This window comes from Metabacillus sp. SLBN-84 (genome assembly GCF_053629595.1).
This window is the reverse complement of record NZ_JBRJIP010000001.1, coordinates 784,575-805,695: the sequence shown is the minus strand read 5'-3', so window position 1 is coordinate 805,695 and position 21,121 is coordinate 784,575. Positions and strand designations below refer to the sequence as shown.

21 protein-coding genes and 2 riboswitches are annotated in these 21,121 nt (G+C 45.1%); of the genes, 1 reads left to right on the top strand and 20 read right to left on the bottom strand.

Annotated elements, in window-relative coordinates; translation table 11 throughout:
• Positions 1 to 28 precede the first annotated feature (28 nt).
• Positions 29 to 925 carry a lipoyl synthase gene (gene lipA, locus RKD52_RS03900; RefSeq protein WP_029284187.1) on the bottom strand — a complete coding sequence of 299 codons (897 nt, stop codon included), beginning with the start codon at positions 923 to 925 and terminating at the stop codon, positions 29 to 31.
• 223 nt (positions 926 to 1,148) lie between these two features.
• Here lipA and RKD52_RS03895 point away from each other — a divergent pair, with 223 nt between their 5' ends.
• The gene (locus RKD52_RS03895; protein ID WP_369734483.1) at positions 1,149 to 2,129 is read left to right on the top strand and encodes a M23 family metallopeptidase; all 981 of its coding nucleotides are present in this window, start codon (positions 1,149 to 1,151) and stop codon (positions 2,127 to 2,129) included.
• A gap of 38 nt (positions 2,130 to 2,167) precedes the next feature.
• Here RKD52_RS03895 and RKD52_RS03890 read toward each other — a convergent pair whose 3' ends face one another.
• From RKD52_RS03890 to RKD52_RS03800, 19 genes are all read right to left on the bottom strand, one after another.
• Positions 2,168 to 2,272, bottom strand: coding sequence for a methionine/alanine import family NSS transporter small subunit (locus RKD52_RS03890; protein WP_454098749.1), 105 nt, complete (start codon positions 2,270 to 2,272; stop codon positions 2,168 to 2,170).
• Positions 2,272 to 3,777 (bottom strand): sodium-dependent transporter, encoded by a 1,506-nt coding sequence (locus tag RKD52_RS03885; RefSeq protein ID WP_454098748.1) that lies wholly within the window; start codon positions 3,775 to 3,777, stop codon positions 2,272 to 2,274. The genes RKD52_RS03890 and RKD52_RS03885 overlap by 1 nt, the downstream gene beginning before the upstream one ends.
• Positions 3,778 to 4,153: 376 nt before the next feature.
• Complete coding sequence (gene yunB, locus RKD52_RS03880) at positions 4,154 to 4,921, bottom strand: sporulation protein YunB (RefSeq protein WP_454098747.1); 768 nt, start codon at positions 4,919 to 4,921, stop codon at positions 4,154 to 4,156.
• 103 nt (positions 4,922 to 5,024) lie between these two features.
• Positions 5,025 to 5,327 (bottom strand): YunC family protein, encoded by a 303-nt coding sequence (locus tag RKD52_RS03875; protein ID WP_369734250.1) that lies wholly within the window; start codon positions 5,325 to 5,327, stop codon positions 5,025 to 5,027.
• A gap of 61 nt (positions 5,328 to 5,388) precedes the next feature.
• Positions 5,389 to 6,789: a bifunctional metallophosphatase/5'-nucleotidase gene (locus RKD52_RS03870; RefSeq protein WP_454098746.1), complete on the bottom strand. Its 1,401-nt coding sequence runs from the start codon at positions 6,787 to 6,789 to the stop codon at positions 5,389 to 5,391.
• Positions 6,790 to 6,822: 33 nt separating this feature from the next.
• Positions 6,823 to 7,647 (bottom strand): sulfite exporter TauE/SafE family protein, encoded by an 825-nt coding sequence (locus RKD52_RS03865; protein WP_454098745.1) that lies wholly within the window; start codon positions 7,645 to 7,647, stop codon positions 6,823 to 6,825.
• Between the two features lie 19 nt (positions 7,648 to 7,666).
• Complete coding sequence (locus RKD52_RS03860; protein ID WP_454098744.1) at positions 7,667 to 8,524, bottom strand: DUF72 domain-containing protein; 858 nt, start codon at positions 8,522 to 8,524, stop codon at positions 7,667 to 7,669.
• 899 nt (positions 8,525 to 9,423) lie between these two features.
• Positions 9,424 to 10,821 carry a Fe-S cluster assembly protein SufB gene (sufB, locus tag RKD52_RS03855; RefSeq protein ID WP_029284205.1) on the bottom strand — a complete coding sequence of 466 codons (1,398 nt, stop codon included), beginning with the start codon at positions 10,819 to 10,821 and terminating at the stop codon, positions 9,424 to 9,426.
• 87 nt (positions 10,822 to 10,908) lie between these two features.
• Positions 10,909 to 11,337 (bottom strand): Fe-S cluster assembly sulfur transfer protein SufU, encoded by a 429-nt coding sequence (sufU, locus tag RKD52_RS03850; protein WP_029284207.1) that lies wholly within the window; start codon positions 11,335 to 11,337, stop codon positions 10,909 to 10,911.
• A complete protein-coding gene (locus RKD52_RS03845) occupies positions 11,327 to 12,547 on the bottom strand; it encodes a cysteine desulfurase (RefSeq protein ID WP_454098743.1) in 1,221 nt (406 codons plus the stop codon). The genes sufU and RKD52_RS03845 overlap by 11 nt, the downstream gene beginning before the upstream one ends.
• Positions 12,547 to 13,851, bottom strand: coding sequence for a Fe-S cluster assembly protein SufD (gene sufD, locus RKD52_RS03840; RefSeq protein ID WP_454098742.1), 1,305 nt, complete (start codon positions 13,849 to 13,851; stop codon positions 12,547 to 12,549). Before sufD ends, RKD52_RS03845 begins: the two co-directional genes overlap by 1 nt.
• Positions 13,852 to 13,868: 17 nt before the next feature.
• Positions 13,869 to 14,654 (bottom strand): Fe-S cluster assembly ATPase SufC, encoded by a 786-nt coding sequence (gene sufC, locus RKD52_RS03835; protein WP_029284213.1) that lies wholly within the window; start codon positions 14,652 to 14,654, stop codon positions 13,869 to 13,871.
• A 169-nt stretch (positions 14,655 to 14,823) separates the two neighbouring features.
• The gene (locus tag RKD52_RS03830; protein ID WP_454098741.1) at positions 14,824 to 14,994 is read right to left on the bottom strand and encodes a hypothetical protein; all 171 of its coding nucleotides are present in this window, start codon (positions 14,992 to 14,994) and stop codon (positions 14,824 to 14,826) included.
• 196 nt (positions 14,995 to 15,190) lie between these two features.
• Positions 15,191 to 15,559 (bottom strand): carboxymuconolactone decarboxylase family protein, encoded by a 369-nt coding sequence (locus RKD52_RS03825; protein ID WP_029284215.1) that lies wholly within the window; start codon positions 15,557 to 15,559, stop codon positions 15,191 to 15,193.
• 747 nt (positions 15,560 to 16,306) lie between these two features.
• Positions 16,307 to 17,134, bottom strand: coding sequence for a MetQ/NlpA family ABC transporter substrate-binding protein (locus tag RKD52_RS03820; protein WP_454098740.1), 828 nt, complete (start codon positions 17,132 to 17,134; stop codon positions 16,307 to 16,309).
• 14 nt (positions 17,135 to 17,148) lie between these two features.
• Positions 17,149 to 17,805 (bottom strand): methionine ABC transporter permease, encoded by a 657-nt coding sequence (locus RKD52_RS03815; RefSeq protein WP_369734257.1) that lies wholly within the window; start codon positions 17,803 to 17,805, stop codon positions 17,149 to 17,151.
• Positions 17,798 to 18,823, bottom strand: a complete 1,026-nt coding sequence (locus tag RKD52_RS03810; RefSeq protein ID WP_454098739.1) for a methionine ABC transporter ATP-binding protein — start codon at positions 18,821 to 18,823, stop codon at positions 17,798 to 17,800. The genes RKD52_RS03815 and RKD52_RS03810 overlap by 8 nt, the downstream gene beginning before the upstream one ends.
• Positions 18,824 to 18,952: 129 nt before the next feature.
• A riboswitch (SAM riboswitch) is annotated at positions 18,953 to 19,059 on the bottom strand.
• Positions 19,060 to 19,166: 107 nt separating this feature from the next.
• Positions 19,167 to 20,483, bottom strand: a complete 1,317-nt coding sequence (locus tag RKD52_RS03805) for an O-acetylhomoserine aminocarboxypropyltransferase/cysteine synthase family protein (RefSeq protein WP_454098738.1) — start codon at positions 20,481 to 20,483, stop codon at positions 19,167 to 19,169.
• Between the two features lie 67 nt (positions 20,484 to 20,550).
• Positions 20,551 to 20,662, bottom strand: a riboswitch (SAM riboswitch).
• A 74-nt stretch (positions 20,663 to 20,736) separates the two neighbouring features.
• Positions 20,737 to 21,057 (bottom strand): hypothetical protein, encoded by a 321-nt coding sequence (locus RKD52_RS03800; protein WP_454098737.1) that lies wholly within the window; start codon positions 21,055 to 21,057, stop codon positions 20,737 to 20,739.
• Positions 21,058 to 21,121 lie beyond the last annotated feature (64 nt).

Here is a 21,121-nt window from a genome sequence, read left to right as displayed (position 1 = left end):
CTATGCGGGTTTTTCTCATAAAAAGCTATTAAGCCTGAGCCTGTCTCGCTTTCGTTGCAGCGTTGACCTGCTCATCTGCATGATAAGAAGACCTTACAAGCGGTCCTGCCTCACAGTGGCTGAAGCCTTTGCTCATGGCGATTTCGCGGAGTTCTGCGAATTCTTCCGGCGTGTAGTATTTGATGACTTTAAGATGCTTTTTGGATGGCTGGAGATACTGGCCGATTGTCATAATATCTACATTGTTAGCGCGAAGATCATCCATTGTTTCAATAATCTCTTCTTTTGTTTCTCCAAGGCCGATCATCAGACTTGATTTAGTCGGGATATCAGGCTGCATTTCTTTTGCACGGCGGAGAAATTCCAGGGAGCGGTCGTATTTGGCGCGGGCTCTGACTCTTGGAGTAAGGCGTTTAACCGTCTCAATGTTATGGTTTAGAATATCAGGTCTTGCGTCCATAAGAATTTTAAGGTTTTCTTCCACTCCGCCCATATCTGATGGAAGAACTTCAATTGAAGTGAACGGATTTTTGCGGCGGACAGCGCGGACCGTCTCAGCGAATACATTGGCACCGCCATCGCGGAGGTCATCTCGTGCAACCGCTGTAATGACTGCGTGCTTCAAATTCATAAGGGCAACTGAATCAGCTACTCGTTCCGGCTCTTTAAGATCAAGCTCGTTTGGAAGACCTGTTTTGACCGCACAGAAACGGCATGCCCGGGTACAAACGTCCCCGAGGATCATGAACGTCGCCGTTCTTCGCACAGCCCAGCATTCGTGGATGTTCGGGCATTTTGCCTCTTCACAAACGGTGTGAAGATTATTTTCGCGCATCATTTTTTTAAGGCCTGTGTAATTTTCATTGGTGTTCAGTTTTATTTTTAGCCAGTCAGGCTTTCTCAGGTATTCTTCTTTCTTAGCCATCTGAATCATCTCCAGTATGTATAGTCAGGTTTCTCTAGGCAAAATAATCAGGAAAAAAGGAATATTCGCTTAAAACGTACACTTGTCACTTTAACATAACAGAGTACGGTTCTACAAGGATAGAGATTGGATCAATTACTAACATTTTCTACATATGAATTCTTCCTGAAACACCAAACTAAGGTTATGAAATTGGGTAAAGGAGACCGGTAATGTGAGAAAAATGTTGACCCTGTTTAGTGTATGTTTTCTTTGCTTTATTCAGCCGCATTCTGTCCTTGGATCAGAGAAAAGCACAGAACAAATCAATCAGGAGAGAATGATTCTGTTTAAAAATGCAGAGACCATTACTCAGATTCCCTGGTATGTGCTGGCCTCTGTTGATCAATATGAGCGCAATGTAAGAAGAACACGCAGTGATATCCCGAAAGCGAAGGGCGTAATTGGCATTTATATTCGTCCAGAATTATGGGCCGGCATCCAAAATCCAAATCAGTCTGACACAAACCCTGCAAGCATTGCCCTGTTTGGGGGGCTTGGCATTGACGGAAATGGAGACGGAAGAGCAGATCCCGAAAATGATGAAGATGTTCTTTTATCCTTTGCCGATTATCTCCTTTCGTATGGAACTGATTTTGAAAACATTAAAATCGGGCTTTGGGATTATTACCAGCGCGATAAATCCATCGGTTTAATTTCAGGGCATATGAAGCTTTTCAAAAAATACGGCAGGCTGGATCTGGATCAGCATGCGTTCCCGGTTCCCATCAGATTTAATTACAGCTACAAAAACACATGGGGAGATGCCCGCGGATGGGGCGGCAGAAGGATCCATGAAGGAACCGACATCTTTGCAAATTATGGTGTTCCTGTTCGTTCCACCTGCTATGGCATCATTGAAATGAAAGGGTGGAACATGTTTGGCGGCTGGAGACTCGGCATTCGCGACAGCACCAATACGTATCACTATTTTGCTCATTTAAATGGGTTTGCAGACGGTCTTGAAGTGGGGCAGATTGTTGAGCCCGGCCAGCTCATCGGCTCTGTAGGAAGCTCAGGCTACGGCCCTCCAGGCACATCCGGCAAGTTTCCCCCGCACCTTCACTACGGAATGTACAAGGACAATGGACGAACAGAATGGTCCTATGACCCTTTTCCGCAGCTCAAGGTTTGGGAACGCGCCGAGTACAGAAAGCGTAAATAAGAAACGGGCCAGCCCTTTTAAGGACTGGCCCGAACACTTTATGACTTTTTGGCCTTCACAACTGCATGTGCAATGCTCGCTGCAAGACCTCCCCAAATCACAACAATACCGACTACCATCATTGTAATAGCTCCACCGCTCATCAGCGTGATACCTCCTTATCAGCCGGCAGCTCAATTGTATCCTTCTTCCATGAAATAAAGGAGAACAGAATGCCTACGATTAATGCTCCAGCTGCAACGAGCCAGCCTGAGTATAGAAGGAATTCGCCGGAGTAAGCTCCTCCGCCGTATGGCTCAGCTCTGAGTTTGTCAATCATCATGTAGCCAAGGACGATTGGAGTGATGACTCCTAAACAGACCTTCCACCAGGAACCTAACTGAATGTCAGAAATCTGATTGGCATGCTGCTGCAGATCTGTTGCCTGTTTAAGAATCCAGATGACTACAATAACTTCCACAAATCCTGCAAGTGTAACACCAAAGCTGTTGATAAACTCATCCGCTACATCAAGGAAGTTGATGCCGCCTCTTGTTGCGAAAAGCAGAGAAATAACAGCTGAAATTCCTCCCCCAATCGCAACAGCTTTCGTTCTTGAAATCTTAAATTTGTCCTGTACCCCTGCTACAAATGTCTCAACAATAGAAATCAGTGAGGTTAATCCCGCAAGTGTTAATGAAGCGAAGAACAAGAAACCAAACAGTCCGTTGAATGCCGGGAATTCATTGATAATTTGCGGGAAAACCACAAATGCAAGACCGATTCCTTTTGAAACGACTTCATTTACCGGAACCCCCTGCTGCATCGCCATAAACCCAAGTGCACTGAAAACCCCGATTCCTGCAAGAAGCTCAAATGCAGAGTTCCCGAAGCCGGTGATGAACGCATTGTTTGTTATATCCGATTTCTTAGGAAGATAGCTCGAGTACGTAACCATAATGGCAAATCCAATCGATAAACTGAAGAAAATCTGTCCGTATGCTGCGATCCAGACCTTTCCGTTTAACATCATGTCCCAGTTAGGCTTAAAGAATGCTTCAAGACCCTGAGCTGCGCCATCAAGCGTTAATGCACGGATTACGATAATTAAGAATAAGACCACTAGTGTAGGAATGAAAATTTTATTTGCCAGTTCAATTCCTTTTTTAACGCCGGCAAACAAAACACCGAGAGTTACAACCCACGTGATCAGCAGCGGCAGAAGCACGCCTGGAGCGAAACCGCCGAGTTCACCTGGAGCTGCTGCCTGAAGATAGTCACCAAACAGGAAACCTTCCGTATCATCTCCCCAGGCGAGATTCAATGAAAAACCGCTGTATGAAATGGCCCATGCGATTATAACAGAATAGTAAGTAGAAATGACAAATGCTATACCGACCTGCCACCATCCGAGCCATTCAAACTTCTTGCTTAATCGTGCATACGTTAAAGGTGCAGAACCGCGGTACTTGTGACCGAGAGTAAATTCCATTACAAGCAGGGGAATACCTGCTGTCAGCAACGCGAAAAGGTACGGGATGAAAAAGGATCCTCCACCGTTTTCGTATGCTACTCCAGGAAAACGCCAGATGTTTCCAAGTCCGATTGCTGATCCGACAGCCGCTAAAATAAAGCCTGCCCTTGTTCCCCACTGTGGACGATTATCCATTCGTGTAAAGCCCCCTTTAGCCTCTCCTTCCGTATTCGGAAGAATAATAATTTTTATTATTTTCTGATATTTCAGTATAACTATACATAGTATAATCGGACATTATGCCTAAGTCAAAATGATTTTTAAAATTTATTATTGTAAGATGATAAATCTGTCATATTTTCTCTCAAAAAAAAGCAGAGTCCGCATGAACTCTGCCTTTTACCATATATTTATACATGTTTTTCCTTTTAAATAAAAATAAGGATAAAGTCTATTTAAAGTACAATGAATGTAAAAGGTCCCAATACGGTGATTCCGGAGAGAACAGAGGAGACTGCGGTTTTTAGCTTTTGAAGAGAAGGTGGATAATGCTTCACCGTCAGCAACAGCCTCAATTTCCGCTGGATTCAACCGGCACATCAAGCGCAGGAGGAGAGCTTCCGCCGCCCCCGTTGTAATAGCTTGGCACCTGTCCCTGGACAGCTTTAATCGCAATCGGGATGTTGTTTCTAACTGTGGCTGTTCTTGTGGAAAACGGAATGACAACCTCGACATTCACCTCGATTTCAACGGCTATTTCAATCAGGGCATTGTTAATGCCATACTGCTGAATCGTTTCTTTCACATCTGTCTGCACCTCGCCGACAACATAAAAGCGGACAGGCACTTTCGGACCGAGGTTTCCAATCAGGGCATTATTTGTTGCCTGGCCAAGCGGAATTGAGTAGATGATTCCCTCGCCCTGTTTATCTTTAGTAAGAAGCTCACCTTCCGGAAGTTCTAATGCGTCAATATTCCCTTTGGATGCTTCTCTTAAATTCGCCTGAATTTTATCGGTTGTCTTGGCAAGCACGCTTCTGACAAACTTGGCGTTAAAATCGATCGTCGTAACATTTCCCTTTTCATCTGTATCTACGACAAACATTTCTTCTACGTCCACATCTTCTTTAATATCTTTATTAATCGCATTCTGAATGACAAGTGTCGCAATCCGTTTTGTTTCGGTTTCAGCTACCGTCATTAAGGTCGGTTCAATTCCCTTATTAACAATCCACAGCCCTGCAGCTGTAGATAAGATAAAAAAGACCAGTGAAAGCAGGAAAACATATCTGAAAGGAAGCGGCCCCTTTTTATGAGGACGGCTGCGGAATCTGGCCAAAAATAAATCCCCCCTTTACAAGCTATATTTATGCATGCAAGGCGGGATGTACGCTATTTTTTTGAAGTTATCATTTAGAACCATGCTGTTTATACAGTTCGTCTCAGATCATTCTCAATAATGCATCTCTTCCGCTCATTCCTACGTGGATACCGCGGTTTTCGGCTTCAAAGGTGATGGATTCAAGCGGAGCATCAAGAAGCTGTTCGATCGTCCGGACGCCGACTGCTCTGCCTGCAATAATTCCCCGCTCTTTCAGTTTTTCATTCAGCAGCGCTACATCGAGTGCGCCGCACATAATGTACCCTTTGTCGCTAGTAACAGCCATGAAATTTGTTTTAGGCAAAGCAACCGTAATAGCTGTAAATTGATGACTTCCAATCATAATAGGTGTCATGGATACCATCGTTCTTTCACACTCCCTTCCTTCTGTAATTTATGAAGGCAGAAGGCATTGAGTGTGAAAACTAGGCATTCTTGTACGAATGTCCCTGTTTCAGCTTCCAGGCAAGGACATCACGCAGCATTTCAGGCATATAATAGGTTTTCTTTTCTGCATGGTAAATGGAAGGGTACAGCACACCCAGAGTGAACATATCCACTGTCGCAACCTCATATGTGCGGTCGGGATCAAGCGGTTCTCCTTGTATAAGGATGCCCGTAATGTGCTTTAAACCGTCTGATTTCTGCTCACTGCGGACCTCAATTCCGTCAAAAATCATCCGTCCCATTACTTTCCCCCTGAATCCAAGCCCCTTCAATCTTAGCTGTTCGATTTTTTCCGTCCGTGATTCTGCAATCACTTCTTTCAGGACATCTCCCTTTAACTGCACTTTGCAGGGATTGATTGGATGCGGGCAGATCCTATGCAGGTCTTTTCTCGTCACTGAGCCTGCTTGTAAAGGTTCAAGCAGCAGCCCGGCGTTAACCATGCTCACATCGCCTTTGCACCACTCCTTAACGGCTGTTGCCAGGAGGGCTGTAAAATCAGATGGGCCAAACCAATCAAGCGTGAGATCCCGCTTCAGCACAGTTATTTCCTCTGACAGAATGCTGTCGCTTTTTACTCTCTGCTCGTCTAGAAACGTTTTCACCACTTCACATTCCGGCTCTGCTTCAACCGGAATGACAGTTGCTGTTTTTGATAAAAGCGTGTCTCCGTCAACTGATAATGCCACATGACCGATCAAGCTGCAGTTTTTTCCTGCACCAGTGAGCAGCACACTGTTCACCAGTTTCCCTTTTTCCAGAACATGATGGGTGTGGGCACCCAAAATGACGTCAATTTCAGGGAATTCCGCAGCCAGGAGTTCATCGTCATTAATCCCTAAATGAGAAAGCAAAATGATGACATCCGCCTGGTCTTTGATCAATTCCATCGTTTCGCGAAGGCTCTGAAACGGATCGGTCACTTTCCATCCGAGAAGCTGATAAAACTTTTCATAAAAGACGCTGACACCAAGAACGGCAGCTCTAGTTCCGTTTGCAAAAGAGAAGATTTTAAAAGGCTCCACCCAGCGGGGACGCTCCCCTGACTCTGTATAAAGATTTGAAAGAATGACCGGAAAAGCTGCCCGGTCATATAAAGTATCCAGCGCATCATGCGGCAGCGTAATCCCCTCATTATTGCCGATGGTCACAGCGTCATACTCCAAGTCATTCATAAGCTCTACATTTGACTTCCCATTCGTAGCTTCCGTGATTGGATGTACCCGGTCAAGATGGTCTCCGACATCAACAAGCAGCATTTCTTCTCCATGTTCTGCATGCTCTTTTTTCATCCGCTTCAAGTAATGAGCAACCTTAGGCCAGTTCTCAAAATAACTGTGCAAATCGTTTGTATGATATAAATGAATGGTCTCAGCCATTAATAGTCCCCTTTTCAAAAAGGTGTGTCAATTCTAGAAAACACCTTCATAAATCAGTTTAAGTCCCGCAAGGATCAAGACAATCCGCAGCAGACTGATGAGCGCTTTTCCAGAAAGCTTTGAGGCAATCAGCGCACCGGCTTTTCCCCCTGCCCAGGCGCCCGGTATTAAAGCAAGTGCAAACAGCCAGTTTATATTTCCAAGTGCCGCATGCATAACCGAGCTTGATAGGCCAGAGAGAAAAATAATAAACATAGACGTTGCAACAGCAATATGGGCCGGGAAGAAAAAGAGAAGAATCATCGCAGGCACCATCAGGGCACCGCCGCCAATGCCAAAAAGACCGGACAAAAAACCAACGCCAAATGAAATGATGATGGCTGGAACAGGTTTATAAAAATAGACTCCGTCTGCACCTTGCTCATCTTTATATGTACGGACAATTTCTTTTTCCGAGGGCTGTCTCGCACTCGGCTTGAGTCTGTCCCTGAACATCAGCAAAACAGAAACGAAAATCATAAATAAACCAAAATACAGGGAAAAAGAATCCGCGTTTAAATATTGATTCACATATGCTCCAATGATTCCACCGGGCCCGCTCCCGATAAAGAAAATCAGTCCGCTCCTGTAATCCACTTTTTTCTTTTTCATATAAGCGAGTGTAGAGGAAAGGCCTGTGAAAATCACAACAAGGAGCGAAGTTCCGACCGCTGTCTGGGGGGAAACTCCTTCAAAAATCGTAAAAAAGCCTGATGAAAACAGCATGGCCGGAACGACAATAATGCCTCCCCCAAGACCGACAAGACTGCCGATTGTACCTGCTATAAAGCCTATGAAAATAAGGAAAATCCATTCCATCTAAGCAACCCGCCTCTTTCTATTCTCCGCTGAACAAGTCCAGCTGCCTTGGCGCGAGACCCTCATAGTCAATCTCCATCAGCTTTTGCATCTGCTTCGCATTGTCAGCTGCATCTCCGCCGGAATTATTATTAAAGAGGAGAAAAATATCTTCTGTTTCCTCCTTGAGTTTTTCAATGGATTCAGCCCATTGATTCAGCTCAGCCTCATTGTACCTGTATAAGTATCTCACTTCCCGCCACTCTTCCCCTTTGGCAGGCTTCGTCCAGCCATGAACATTTCTGCCGTGCATCCGGATCAGGGTTTTACCTGAGTCCGTTGCCTTAACGACTGCCGGAACAGATCCGCTGCCGGCCTGCGGCTCATCGCATATACTGTGGATCCACTTTTCATTCCGCATAAAAGAGAGCGTTTTTTCTCGTGTTTCCGGAGTGAACCATGACTGATGCCTGAACTCAAGAGCAACCGGAACGTCTCCCATTTGCTCGCGGCACCATCTTAAATAGGTCACATTCTCCTTTTTGCAGTCAAACCACGGCGGAAACTGAAAAAGCACCATTGCAAGCTTTCCCGCTCGTATGTAGGGTTCAATAGAACGGAGAAAAGCCGCGAACATCTCTTCTTTTGAATCAAAGGGAATGTCCCCGCGCTGATGGCCAGTCATCCCCTGATAAGCTTTTACTATAAATTTGAATGACTCAGGAGTATCACTCACCCATTTTTCTGCATTTCTTACAGGCTGAACCGCATAAAAGCTGGCATCCACTTCAACTGCCGGAAAATGGGCCGAGTACTCCTTCAGTTTCTCTCCTGCTGCAATTCCGTTAGGGTACAGAGCATCATGGTCTCCCCAGCCCGTCAGTCCAATATAGATCAAACTGCGTTCAGCCTCCTTTTCGTACGTATCAGTTCTTTTATGATACTACATGGAGGGGAAATTTTCATGCTGGATGGTCTTTGCTGCTTATTGGTAGAGCTGATTAGGGGTTGGAATACTGTGAAATATGCGTGAGCTGGTTTTAGAACACTTTCATGGGTGCAGCACTTCGCTTAAGTGCGCTTGTCCTGGTTTAAGAACACTTTCTCGGATGATGCGCTTCGCCTAATTGCGCTTATACTGGTTTAAGAACACTTTCACGGGTGCTTCACTTCGCCTATGTGCGCTTAGCCTGGTTTAAGAACACTTTCACGGGTGCTTCACTTCGCCTATGTGCGCTTGTCCTGGTTTAAGAACACTTTCTCGGGTGCTTCACTTCGCCTAAGTGTGCTTGTCCTGGTTTAAGAACACTTTCTCGGACGCTGTGCTTCGCCTATGTGCGCTTAGCCTGGTTTAAGAACACTTTCACAGATGCTGTGCTTCGCCTAAGTGCGCTTATACTGGTTTAAGAACATTTTCACGGGTGCTTCACTTCGCCTAAGTGCGCTTACCCTGGTTTAAGAACACTTTCACGGATACCGCACCTCGCCTAAGTGCGCTTATACTGGTTTAAGAACACTTTCACGGGTGCTTCACTTCGCCTAAGTGCGCTTACCCTGGTTTAAGAACACTTTCTCGGATACCGCACCTCGCCTAAGTGCGCTTATCTCGGTTTAAGAACATTTTCTCTGATGCCGCACCTCGCCTAAGTGAGCTTATCACGATTCTAGAACACTTTCTCTGATGTCGCACTTCGCCCAAGTGCGCTAAGCCCAGTTATAGAACACTTGTACCTTCAGTTCCATCCAAAAAGCTAAACAAAAAGCCCGCCTTTAAAAGGCGAGCTTTTTTCGTTTCTATTAACCGATTGAACCTTCCATCTCGAACTTAATCAGACGGTTCATTTCAACGGCATATTCCATTGGAAGTTCTTTTGTGAATGGCTCGATGAAGCCCATAACGATCATTTCAGTTGCTTCTTCTTCTGAAATTCCGCGGCTCATCAAGTAGAATAATTGTTCTTCTGATACTTTTGAAACCTTCGCTTCATGCTCAAGCGAGATGTTATCGTTGAAGATTTCGTTGTAAGGAATCGTATCAGATGTTGACTGGTTATCCATGATCAGTGTATCGCACTCAATGTTGGAGCGTGCGCCTTCAGCTTTGCGGCCGAAGTGGACGATTCCGCGGTATGTTACTTTACCGCCTTGTTTTGAGATTGATTTTGACACGATCGTAGAAGATGTGTTTGGTGCAAGGTGAATCATTTTTGCACCGGCATCCTGATGCTGGCCTTTACCTGCAAGAGCGATTGACAGCGTCATGCCGCGTGCTCCTTCGCCTTTTAGGATGACCGCAGGGTATTTCATTGTCAGTTTAGAACCGATGTTTCCGTCGATCCATTCCATCGTTGCGTTCTTTTCGCAGACTGCACGCTTTGTTACAAGGTTGAAAACGTTGTTTGCCCAGTTTTGAATCGTTGTATAACGGCAGTAGCCGCCGTCTTTAACGATAATTTCAACAACGGCACTGTGAAGTGAGTTCGTTGTGTAAACTGGTGCTGTACAGCCTTCAACATAGTGAACGTGTGCACCCTCATCAACAACGATCAGTGTACGCTCAAACTGACCCATGTTTTCAGAGTTGATGCGGAAGTACGCTTGAAGCGGAGTATCCACTTTCACGCCTTTAGGAACGTAGATGAACGATCCGCCGGACCAGACAGCCGAGTTCAAAGCTGAGAACTTGTTGTCTGTTGGAGGAATGACTTTTCCAAAGTGCTCTCTGAAGATGTCTTCGTTTTCTTTAAGTGCTGTATCTGTATCTTTAAAGACGATGCCAAGATCTTCAAGGTCTTCTTTCATGTTGTGGTAAACAACCTCAGATTCGTACTGGGCTGATACACCTGCAAGGTATTTTTGCTCAGCTTCCGGAATTCCAAGTTTGTCAAACGTACGCTTGATTTCTTCAGGAACCTCATCCCATGAGCGCTCTGACTTCTCAGACGGCTTTACGTAATACGTAATTTCATCAAAGTTAAGAGCTGCCATGTCTCCGCCCCACTGAGGCATTGGCATGCTGTAGAAATGCTCAAGAGATTTCAGGCGGAAATCAAGCATCCATTGAGGCTCGCTTTTCATACGTGAAATTTCTTCAACGATTTCTTTTGTCAATCCGCGTTTTGAACGGAAAATTGAGACGTCTTTGTCTGCGAATCCATATTTATAATCGCCGATATCCGGCATTTTTTTAGCCATCCGTATTCAACTCCAATCATAGTTGATGGAAGTTTCTCCATCATTGTAAGCAGGAGCGGGCAAGCTCTGAGCTGCCCGTTTTCCTGTTCAGCTGTTTTGAACGCCTTTTTCCATGGCCTTCCACGCAAGAGTTGCACATTTAATGCGGGCAGGGAATTTCGCAACACCCTGAAGCGCCTCAATGTCCTCAAGTTCAATGTCATCATCGTATTCTTTCCCCTGCATCATATCAGAGAAAATTTTTGACAGTTTAAGCGCGGTTTCAACAGACTGGCCTTTAATGGCCTGTGTCATCATAGAAGCAGAGGACATGGAAATGGAACAGCCTTCCCCGTCAAACTTGGCATCTTTTATCTCGCCGTCTTCAATTTGAAGGGTAAGGCGGATACGGTCGCCGCATGTAGGGTTGTTCATATCGATTGTTAAGCTATCTTCGAGTACACCTTTGTTCCGCGGGTTTTTGTAATGGTCCATGATGACCTGGCGGTACAAGGTGTCCAGGTTGTTAAAAGACATTTGTAAAGTACTCCTTTGTTTTAACAATTCCTGCAACAAGCTTATCGATTTCTTCTTCTGTATTGTACAGGTAAAAACTTGCACGTGCAGTAGAAGAAACATTCAGCCATTTCATAAGCGGCTGTGCACAATGATGTCCGGCACGCACTGCGATGCCTTCTGCATCAAGCACTGTAGCCACATCGTGAGGATGAACATCCTCTATATTGAACGTTACAAGTCCTGCGCGGTGCTTTGGACCGTAAATCGTAATGCCTTCAACTTCTGAAAGTTGCTCGAGTGCATAGTCTGCAAGCCTGTGCTCGTATGCTTCGATGGTATCAAGGCCAATATCCTGAAGGAAATCAATCGCAGCACCAAGCCCGATCGCTCCGGCAATAATCGGTGTTCCGGCTTCGAACTTCCACGGAAGCTCTTTCCACGTTGATTCGTACAGGCCGACAAAATCAATCATCTCGCCGCCGAATTCGACCGGCTCCATCACTTCAAGAAGCGCTTTTTTCCCGTAAAGTACGCCGATGCCGGTAGGACCGCACATTTTATGGGCAGAAAAAGCAAAGAAATCACAATCCAGATCCTGCACGTCAATTTTCATATGAGGAGCACTTTGTGCACCGTCAACGACCATGACTGCACCTTTGCTGTGTGCAATTTCTGCAAGTTCTTTGATAGGGTTAATGGTTCCAAGCACATTTGAGACCTGCATCACAGATACAATTTTAGCGGCATCTGTAATGGTGGCTTTTGCATCCTCTAAAGAAATGGTTCCGTCTTCTTGAAGAGGGATGTATTTAAGGACAGCTCCCGTTTCTTTGGCAAGCTGCTGCCATGGAATCACATTCGCATGATGCTCCATGTGGGTGATGACAATCTCATCCCCGGCCTTAAGATTAGCACGCCCATAGCTCGCTGCAACTGTATTTAAAGCTGTCGTAGCTCCGCGCGTGAAGATAATTTCTTCCATCGATGAAGCGCCAATGAATTTCCGGACCTTTTCACGGGCTCCTTCATATCCATCTGTCGCCTTCGTTCCAAGCGTATGAACGCCGCGGTGCACATTTGAATTGTACTCCCGGTAATAGCGGTCAAGCGCTTCAATGACGGGCAGCGGCTTCTGTGAAGTCGCTGCACTGTCAAGATATACAAGATCCTGTCCATTTACCTGCTGATCCAAAATCGGAAAAAGTGAACGGATATCTTGAATATTCATTACTTAACTTTCCTTTCGATAACCTCAACAAGCTGTTTCTTAACGCCTTCAATTGGAAGGACGTTGACTACCGGCGCTAAGAATCCATGAATGACAAGGCGCTCTGCCTCAACCTTCGGAATTCCGCGGCTCATCAGGTAGTAAAGCTGAAGAGGATCTACACGGCCAACAGAAGCCGCATGTCCTGCTGTAACATCATCTTCATCGATCAGAAGAATCGGGTTAGCGTCACCGCGCGCTTTTTCACTCAGCATAAGCACTCTTGATTCCTGCTCAGCGTTTGATTTTGAAGCACCGTGCTCGATTTTCCCGATGCCGTTGAAGACAGATGAAGCACTGTCTTTCATCACACCGTGTTTTAAGATATATCCTTCAGAGTTTCTACCGAAGTGAATGACTTTAGTCGTAAAGTTCTGAGTTTGCGATCCGCGGCCGACTACAACTGATTTAGTGTCGCCGTAAGATCCGTCACCCATCAGGTTTGTCGTATTCTCAGAGATTGTGTTTCCGTCGTTCATCAAGCCAAGAGCCCACTCGATGCGGCCGTCGCGTCCTGCAGTACCGCGGCGGTTTACATAGGTTGTAACACCTTTATTCAAGTGATCAACAGCACCGTACGTTACTTTTGCGTTTGAGTTTGCGAAAACTTCTGTCACGATGTTGAAAACGGCTCCTTCAGTCTCTGTTACAGAGATATAGTTCTCAACATACGTTACTGAACTGTTGTTGTCTGCTACGACGATTACATGGTTGAAAAGAGTCGTAGCCGGATTCTCGTGAACATACACAGCTTGAAGTGGTGCAGCAACTTCGACACTTTTAGGCACATATACGAACACTCCGCCGTTCATTAGGGCAGCATTCAATGCTGTCAGGCGGTGCTCATCGACTTTTACGCCGTCTGTCATAAAGTATTTTTTCACAAGCTCTGAATGCTCGCGTGCAGCTGTATGAATGTCTGTAAAGATTACGCCCTGGTCTTTCAGCTCCTGTGACAGAGATGAATAAGCAGGTGTTGTATCAAGCTGGACGTACAGATTTTTGTTCTCTTCTTCAAGGTCGATAAGAGATTTTACTTCTTCATGCAGACTGTCAAGTGACGCAAGCTTTTCGCTTTTCACTGCATGAGTTTTAAACTCAGTGAAGTTCCATTTGTCAATCTTTGTTTTATCCGGCTTTGGCATAGAAAGGTCTTCAGCTTTTGCAAGAGCCTGTAAGCGCAGTTCTGTTAGCCATTCCGGTTCGCCAAGTTCTTTTGAAAAACCGGCGACATAGTCATGGTTGAATGTTGTCTCTACTGTCATCTTAATCCCCCTAACGCTTACGCTTCTTGACCAACAGTTTCGTCTTCGATGCCAAGCTCTTGTTTAATCCAGTCATATCCTTCTGCTTCAAGGCGCTGAGAAAGCTCAGGTCCGCCTGATTTTACTATTCGTCCCTGCATCATAACGTGTACATGATCAGGTGTGATGTAGTTAAGCAGGCGCTGATAGTGAGTGATGATCAGGCAGCCGAACTCTTCAGAACGCATTTGGTTGATGCCTTTTGAAACGACTTTAAGTGCGTCGATATCAAGTCCTGAGTCGATTTCATCAAGAATGGCGATCTTAGGCTCGATCATCATTAATTGAAGAATTTCGTTGCGTTTTTTCTCACCGCCGGAAAAACCTTCGTTCAGGTAGCGCTGTGCCATATCAGGATCCATTTCAAGGAACTCCATGTTCGAATCCATTTTGCGGATGAATTTCATTAATGAAATTTCTTCGCCTTCTTCTTTGCGCGCATTGATAGATGAACGAAGGAAGTCCGCGTTCGTTACGCCGCTGATTTCGCTTGGATACTGCATTGCAAGGAACAGACCTGCGCGTGCGCGCTCATCAACTTCCATTTCAAGTACATCTTCACCGTCAAGTGTGATGCTGCCTTTTGTTACTTCGTACTTAGGGTGCCCCATAATTGCTGATGAAAGCGTTGATTTACCAGTACCATTCGGTCCCATGATTGCGTGGAACTCTCCGCCTTTTATTTCAAGGTTTACACCTTTCAAAATCTCTTTTCCGTCAATTTCCACGTGTAAATCTTTAATCACTAATGTTGATCCTGCCATAACTGCTTATACCTCCAATAATCTATAAGATCTGAATTTAATCATTCTCAATTTATTCTCATTCTAATTTTATAACAAATGAAAAGTGAATACAACTTTTTCGGAGGCTGAGCCAATTCGCCGCAACCCAAAAGGAACCAGCCTGCGGCTGATTCCTTTTATCCATAGTCTATCCATTCATTTTCCGGTCAATTTCCGCAAACAGCTGTTTGCTTTTCTGATAGTCCTCTTCACGATTCTTTTCTACTTCCATACGCTTCTCATGGTTTCTGCTGTACACTGCGTACCCCATTTTGTGGGACTGCATAAGAGCCTTTTCCATTTCAGTCGTGTAATTCAAATCAAGCTTCTGCTGACTTGCGTAGATAATGAATCATCCTCTCAGGTTTTGTAAAAACGATACTACTATCGTAATACCCTCTGTAAAAAAGTTCAAACCGGCTGAGAAGGGATATGAATGAGTGACATACATACAGAGCTCTTCACTGCGTGATGCAGGCAGAATTTAAATAGATGCTCTTATTTCCTGCTGTTTGCTACTGTTTCAGCTGATTGAGCTCTGTGATGCACTCCTGTACAAGCGTAACAGACTGGCTCATGGCGGCTCCTCCGCCGAATGCGGCAGTCACGCCTACTGTTTCAAGAATTTCCTGTTCGCTCGCACCCTGATCAAGGCATCCCTTTGTATGATAAATGATGCAGTATTCATCCTGGGAGTAAATACTGATCCCAAGGGCAATCAGCTGTTTTTCTTTTTGGGAGAGAGTCCCTTCCTTAAAGCATTCCTGTGTAAATTCATTATAAAGGTGAGCAAGTTCCGGCATTTTTTCTGTAAAGATGCCAAGGCCTTCTTTGTAATCGTGCAAAGCTGCTTCGCTTGAGTTTCTCGGTTCAAAATGCTGCATGATGTTCAGCTCCATTCCTAAGATTCAACACCGTTAGTATGCAGAAAACAGGTCCAGAGTATGCGGAAAAATAAAGGATGCAGCGGCAGCTTATTTGGTTTGGAGCGACTGTTTTCTTCTATATAATATTGATTGTTGTTTAAGGAGGAATTTTCTTTTCTAATTTAGTTTGCAGTAGTACCCGTTCCCTTCCGCTCCGGGAACTTGCTTTCCGCGGGGACGACCGGGAGCCTCCTCGCTGCGCTTGCGGGGTCTCCCTTGCCGTCTTCATCCCGCAGGAGTCAAGTTCCCTCCGCTGCAGTGCACTGGAGTTTTCGACTACAACTGGAAGCATATCAGTTACTTATGACCCTTCAGCTCTCGTGAACCTGCCTAAAAGGTCATATCTTCTCTGCTTTTGACCCTTCAGCTCATACAGATTTGTTTGAAGGGTTATATCTTCACTTCTTATGACCATTCAGCTTCCGTGAATCTGCCTGAAGCGTCATATCTTCTCTGCTTATGACCTTTCAGCTCTCGCGAATCTGCCTTAAGGATCATATCTTCTCTGCTTATCACCTTTCAGCTCCCGTAAACCTACCTGAAGGGTCATTTCTTCGCTCCTTTTGACCCTTCACCTCATACAAATCTGTTCGAATGGTTATATCTCCGCTCCTCATAACCCTTTAGCCCTAGCCCCTGAAAAGTGTCAGCACAAGAAAAAATCCGAACTGATTTCCAGTTCGGATTTCCCAATGGCTGTGCAACTTATTTTCCGTCTACAGGTACAACGGCACCTTCGTATTTTTCTTCAATGAACTTCTGGATTTCTTCTGAGTGAAGAACGTCCACAAGCGCTTTGATCTCTTCTTTGTTTTCGTCACCTTTACGGACAGTAATGATGTTTACATATGGAGAATCAGATCCTTCAAGCGCAATTGCATCTTTTTGAGGATTCAGACCGGCTCCGATGGCATAGTTCGTGTTGATCAGAACTGCATCTCCCTCGTCATTGTTATAAGCCTGAGGAAGGATGCTTGCTTCAACGTCAGCTTTAAATTTCAGGTTCTTTTTGTTTTCGCCGATGTCGTCAACCGTAGCTGTTGTTTTATCGACACCTTCTTTAATTGTAATCAGGCCTTCATTTTCAAGAAGGGAAAGCATGCGTCCGTGATCAGCAACAGAGTTGCTCATAATAATCGTTCCGCCTTCAGGAATATCTTCAAGTGATTTATGCTTTTTAGAATAAACACCGATCGGCTCGATGTGAATTCCGCCTGCATTCACAAAATCGTAGTCCTTGTTTTCAGCCATCTGTGACTCAAGGTACGGGATGTGCTGGAAGTAGTTTGCATCAATTTCTTCGCTTGCAAGAGATTTGTTCGGCAAGATGTAGTCCTGGAAAGGAACGATATCAAGCTCGATGCCTTTTTCTTCAAGTAAAGGCTGGGCTTCTTCTAAAATTTCAGCGTGAGGAACATTAGATGCTCCGATTTTCAGTGTTTTAGATTCCTCGCCGCCCCCATCACCGCCGCCGCAGGCAGCAAGAGCAAAAGCAGATGTAGCAAAAACAGCACTTAAGAGTAATTTTTTCATAGTGATAATCCTCCCTAACGTTTGTCTAATTTTGATGTTATAAAATCTCCAATAAATTGGATAATGAAAACAATGACAAGTATTAAAATGGTTGCAATCATCGTTACAGCATTATTGTTTCTCTGGAAGCCTTCCAAAAAGGCAAGGTTTCCAAGGCCGCCTGCACCAACTACTCCAGCCATGGCTGTGTAGCCGACAAGAGCAATCGCTGTTACTGTAATCCCGGAAATTAAAGCAGGAGATGATTCTGGAATCAGGACCTTCCAGATAATCGTAGATGTTTTAGCGCCCATTGATCTGGCCGCTTCAATAACTCCTTTATCAATTTCACGGAGTGCAATTTCAACCATACGGCCATAGAACGGAGCAGCTCCGATAATTAATGCCGGCAGTGCCGCCTTTGCACCAAGAAACGTATCAAGAATGGCCTTGGTAAAAGGAATAAGCAAAATAATCAGCAGGATAAACGGAATCGATCTAAAAATGTTTACAAATGCAGATATGATGACATTAACCGGCTTGTTTTCCCAGATACCGCCTCTGGATGTAAGGAAGAGCAGCAAGCCGAGGATAATACCCAGCACAAATGTTGCTGCCACCGAAAATGCAGTCATGAACAGGGTTTCACTGGTTGCTTCCCATACGTTTTCCCATCTCACGTTCTCAAACATTTGAAATCACCTCCGCCTCGACCTCTTGGCTGCGGATGTAGGCCATCGCTCTTTCAAGTTCAGCCTGTTCGCCGTCTATATGGATAAACAGTGTGCCGTAAGATCCGCTTTGCGTTTGTGAAATTTTCCCCTGAAGAATATTCACCTGAATCGGATGGTTACGAATCAGGTTCGTAATCAGAGGATTTTCAGTAGAATCACCTACAAATGTCAGCTGAATAACCATGCCGTGCTTATATTTTTCAAGGATCAGTTCCATTGTTTCCTGCGTGTCATCCGGCTCTGTAATTTGTTTCACAAAGCGCTTTGTGATCGCCTGCTGAGGCTTTCTGAATACGTCAAGCACTTCTCCCTGCTCGACAATCTTTCCGCTTTCCATTACTGCTACACGGTGGCAGATTTTTCGGATAACATGCATTTCGTGGGTAATCAGAACAATCGTCAGCCCTAACCGTTCGTTAATGTCAACAAGCAGGTCAAGAATGGAATCAGTTGTCTGCGGGTCAAGTGCTGATGTCGCCTCGTCACATAGAAGCACTTTTGGATTGTTGGCAAGGGCTCTCGCAATTCCGACCCTCTGCTTTTGTCCTCCGCTCAGCTGGGAAGGATATGAATCTTCCCGTCCTTCAAGTCCGACAAGCTTGATCAGCTCTTCTACTCGTTTAGCCCGCTGCTCGCTTTTTATTCCGGCAATCTCAAGCGGAAACGCAATGTTTTCACGTACCGTTCTTGACCAAAGCAGGTTAAAATGCTGGAAGATCATGCTGATTTCCTGCCGTGCCTTTCGAAGTTCGCTGCCGCTGATTTTATCGATGCCCCTGTCGGCTACCTGAATGGAGCCGTCTGTTGGTTTTTCAAGTCCGTTCAGCAGGCGGATAAGTGAACTTTTTCCGGCGCCGCTATAACCGATAATTCCGAAAATTTCACCTTTGTTTATGTCCAGATTGACTGAATCAACAGCCGTAACACGGCCATTCTTCGTCTGAAATACTTTTCGTACGTCCTTTAGCGTAATCATGAATTCACCTTCTTCCAAAATTCCACTCACTAACATTTTGCTCTATATCGCCTTGCTTCATGTTTTTTCTCAAAAAACAAAAAGCCTTTCTGCAGAAATGAGCAGAAAGGCATATGTGAAAAAACCTTTCTCTCATCTTTCAAAGCTGCAAGCTTTGAGTGAATTGGCACCTTTTCAACGATGTTGACGGTTGCCGGGCTTCATAGGGCACTTCCCTCCACCTCTCTGGATAAGAGACTGACAAATTTATTAAATTGACTGTATATTTAGTGAGTTTATAGTACGAGAGTGATTCTATCATGCATCAAAAGTACGTGTCAAGAACAAAACTTCAGGAGCATGCTTATCGTGCTGTAGATTCTGTCAGTGACCTTATGCCGACGGCCTTCTCAATTGCCTGCTCCAAGTCTTCAAGCAGGTCGTCTATATGTTCAATACCAACAGAGAGTCTGATTAGATCTTCCGTTACGCCTGATTTCCTCAGGCCGTCAGCGTCGAGCTGCTGGTGTGTTGTGCTCGCAGGATGGATGATGAGGCTCTTTGCATCCCCAACATTGGCAACGTGTGACCACAGCTCTGCAGAGTTGATCACTTTAGCCCCTGCTTCGCGTCCGCCTTCAATGCCGAATACCACGACTGCACCGGCTCCCTCCGGTAAGTATTTCTCAGCAAGTGCCCGGTCCGGATGCTTTGAATCTTCAGGATAGAGAACCCATTTAACTGCAGGATGTCCGTTCAGATAGTCTACAACCTTCCTAGTATTCGAGATATGCTCTTTCATTCTGACATGCAGCGTTTCAAGACCGAGGTTAAATTGAAAAGCATTAAACGGGCTGAGTGCAGGCCCAAGATCTCTCAGCAGCTGCACTCTTGCTTTAACAATATAAGCCGCTTCCGGAAGGGCTTCTGCGTAAACCAGGTTATGATAGCTTGGATCAGGTGTGGTGAAACCCGGGAACTTTCTGCTGTTCCAGTCAAATTTCCCTCCATCTACAATAACGCCGCCAAGCGTTGTGCCATTTCCAAGCAGCCACTTCGTCGCTGAATGAACAACGATATCAGCCCCGTGTTCGAGCGGACGGCACAAATACGGGGTGGCGAATGTATTATCTACAATCAGCGGAATCCCGGCCTCATGGGCAATTTTTGCAACGGCTTCTATATCCAGCACTTGAAGACTCGGGTTGCCAATTGTCTCAGCAAAAATCGCCTTCGTTTTTTCTGTAATCGCGCTTCTGAAATTTTCCGGGTTCTCCGGATTAACAAATGTGGTTTCAATGCCGTATTTAGGCAAAGTCGTCTGGAAAAGATTATAGGTTCCCCCGTAAAGACTCGATGCTGACACGATTTCATCCCCGGCACCGGCAATATTCAGAATCGAGAGGGTGATGGCTGCCATACCGCTTGCTACCGCAAGACTTCCGACACCGCCTTCAAGTTCAGCGATGCGCTCCTCAAGGACGGAGGAAGTCGGGTTATGTATACGGGTATAAATGTACCCCTGTTCTTTTAATGCAAATAAGTTTGAGGCGTGCTCAGTGTCATTAAAAACGTATGCATTAGACTGGTAAATCGGAACAGATCTGGCGCCTGTTCCAGGATCAGGATTTAGCCCTCCATGAATGTTGACGGTCTCCAAACGGTACTTTTTTCGAGTCATGATCCATTTCTCCTCCCAAGTTAAAAAAATAAAAAACCCCTTCAAAGAAGAGGCGCGCATCCCGGTCTTCTTATCTTTCAGAGCATATCCACTCTGCTGGAATTGGCACCGTGAGTTACTCGCTGTATCCGGTTGCCGGGCTTCACAGGGCCAGGCCCCTCCACCGCTCTTGATAAGATTTCTTATTATTTCTATTGGGATTGTATCATTTTATTTCTTTTTAAGTCAATTATTTGTTTGAATTTTTAAAAAATTATTTGCAGAGCTGAATGAGTGACTCTACTCGAAGTATATTTCTGAATGACCCTTTTGCCTCCATAGCTCCAAGTTTTACAAGCTGTAAAAGCCTGATTGGCGAATGAAAGCAATCTTGAAAATGCCTTTCTTCCCCAGCAATCTGCACATGAAAGAGTTCATTATCACTGCTTACATGACAGTTGCCTTTTTGCAGAACGAGAGTGGATTTTTGATTGAGGTTTTTAACCCAGAACTCAATTCTTAAGTTTTCGTTTGGAAGCAGCGGCTGTATAAAATGGGCATTATTCATTTTTTCGGCGAAAAAGGTCAGATCCATTGTTTCTCCTCATTTCCGTTCAAGTGGTTATAGGAGAAATTCTATTTTTTCGTACTTTTCCCTT

Excerpts from the sequence above, each read along its gene's own strand:
- lipA (WP_029284187.1), bottom strand. The coding sequence starts at position 925 with ATGGCTAAGAAAGAAGAATACCTGAGAAAGCCTGACTGGCTAAAAATA.
- RKD52_RS03895 (WP_369734483.1), top strand. The coding sequence starts at position 1,149 with ATGTTGACCCTGTTTAGTGTATGTTTTCTTTGCTTTATTCAGCCGCAT.
- RKD52_RS03890 (WP_454098749.1), bottom strand. The coding sequence starts at position 2,272 with ATGAGCGGTGGAGCTATTACAATGATGGTAGTCGGTATTGTTGTGATT.
- RKD52_RS03885 (WP_454098748.1), bottom strand. The coding sequence starts at position 3,777 with ATGGATAATCGTCCACAGTGGGGAACAAGGGCAGGCTTTATTTTAGCG.
- RKD52_RS03875 (WP_369734250.1), bottom strand. The coding sequence starts at position 5,327 with ATGGTATCCATGACACCTATTATGATTGGAAGTCATCAATTTACAGCT.
- RKD52_RS03870 (WP_454098746.1), bottom strand. The coding sequence starts at position 6,789 with ATGGCTGAGACCATTCATTTATATCATACAAACGATTTGCACAGTTAT.
- RKD52_RS03865 (WP_454098745.1), bottom strand. The coding sequence starts at position 7,647 with ATGGAATGGATTTTCCTTATTTTCATAGGCTTTATAGCAGGTACAATC.
- sufB (WP_029284205.1), bottom strand. The coding sequence starts at position 10,821 with ATGGCTAAAAAAATGCCGGATATCGGCGATTATAAATATGGATTCGCA.
- sufU (WP_029284207.1), bottom strand. The coding sequence starts at position 11,337 with ATGTCTTTTAACAACCTGGACACCTTGTACCGCCAGGTCATCATGGAC.
- RKD52_RS03845 (WP_454098743.1), bottom strand. The coding sequence starts at position 12,547 with ATGAATATTCAAGATATCCGTTCACTTTTTCCGATTTTGGATCAGCAG.
- sufD (WP_454098742.1), bottom strand. The coding sequence starts at position 13,851 with ATGACAGTAGAGACAACATTCAACCATGACTATGTCGCCGGTTTTTCA.
- sufC (WP_029284213.1), bottom strand. The coding sequence starts at position 14,654 with ATGGCAGGATCAACATTAGTGATTAAAGATTTACACGTGGAAATTGAC.
- RKD52_RS03825 (WP_029284215.1), bottom strand. The coding sequence starts at position 15,559 with ATGCAGCATTTTGAACCGAGAAACTCAAGCGAAGCAGCTTTGCACGAT.
- RKD52_RS03820 (WP_454098740.1), bottom strand. The coding sequence starts at position 17,134 with ATGAAAAAATTACTCTTAAGTGCTGTTTTTGCTACATCTGCTTTTGCT.
- RKD52_RS03815 (WP_369734257.1), bottom strand. The coding sequence starts at position 17,805 with ATGTTTGAGAACGTGAGATGGGAAAACGTATGGGAAGCAACCAGTGAA.
- RKD52_RS03810 (WP_454098739.1), bottom strand. The coding sequence starts at position 18,823 with ATGATTACGCTAAAGGACGTACGAAAAGTATTTCAGACGAAGAATGGC.
- RKD52_RS03805 (WP_454098738.1), bottom strand. The coding sequence starts at position 20,483 with ATGACTCGAAAAAAGTACCGTTTGGAGACCGTCAACATTCATGGAGGG.
- RKD52_RS03800 (WP_454098737.1), bottom strand. The coding sequence starts at position 21,057 with ATGGATCTGACCTTTTTCGCCGAAAAAATGAATAATGCCCATTTTATA.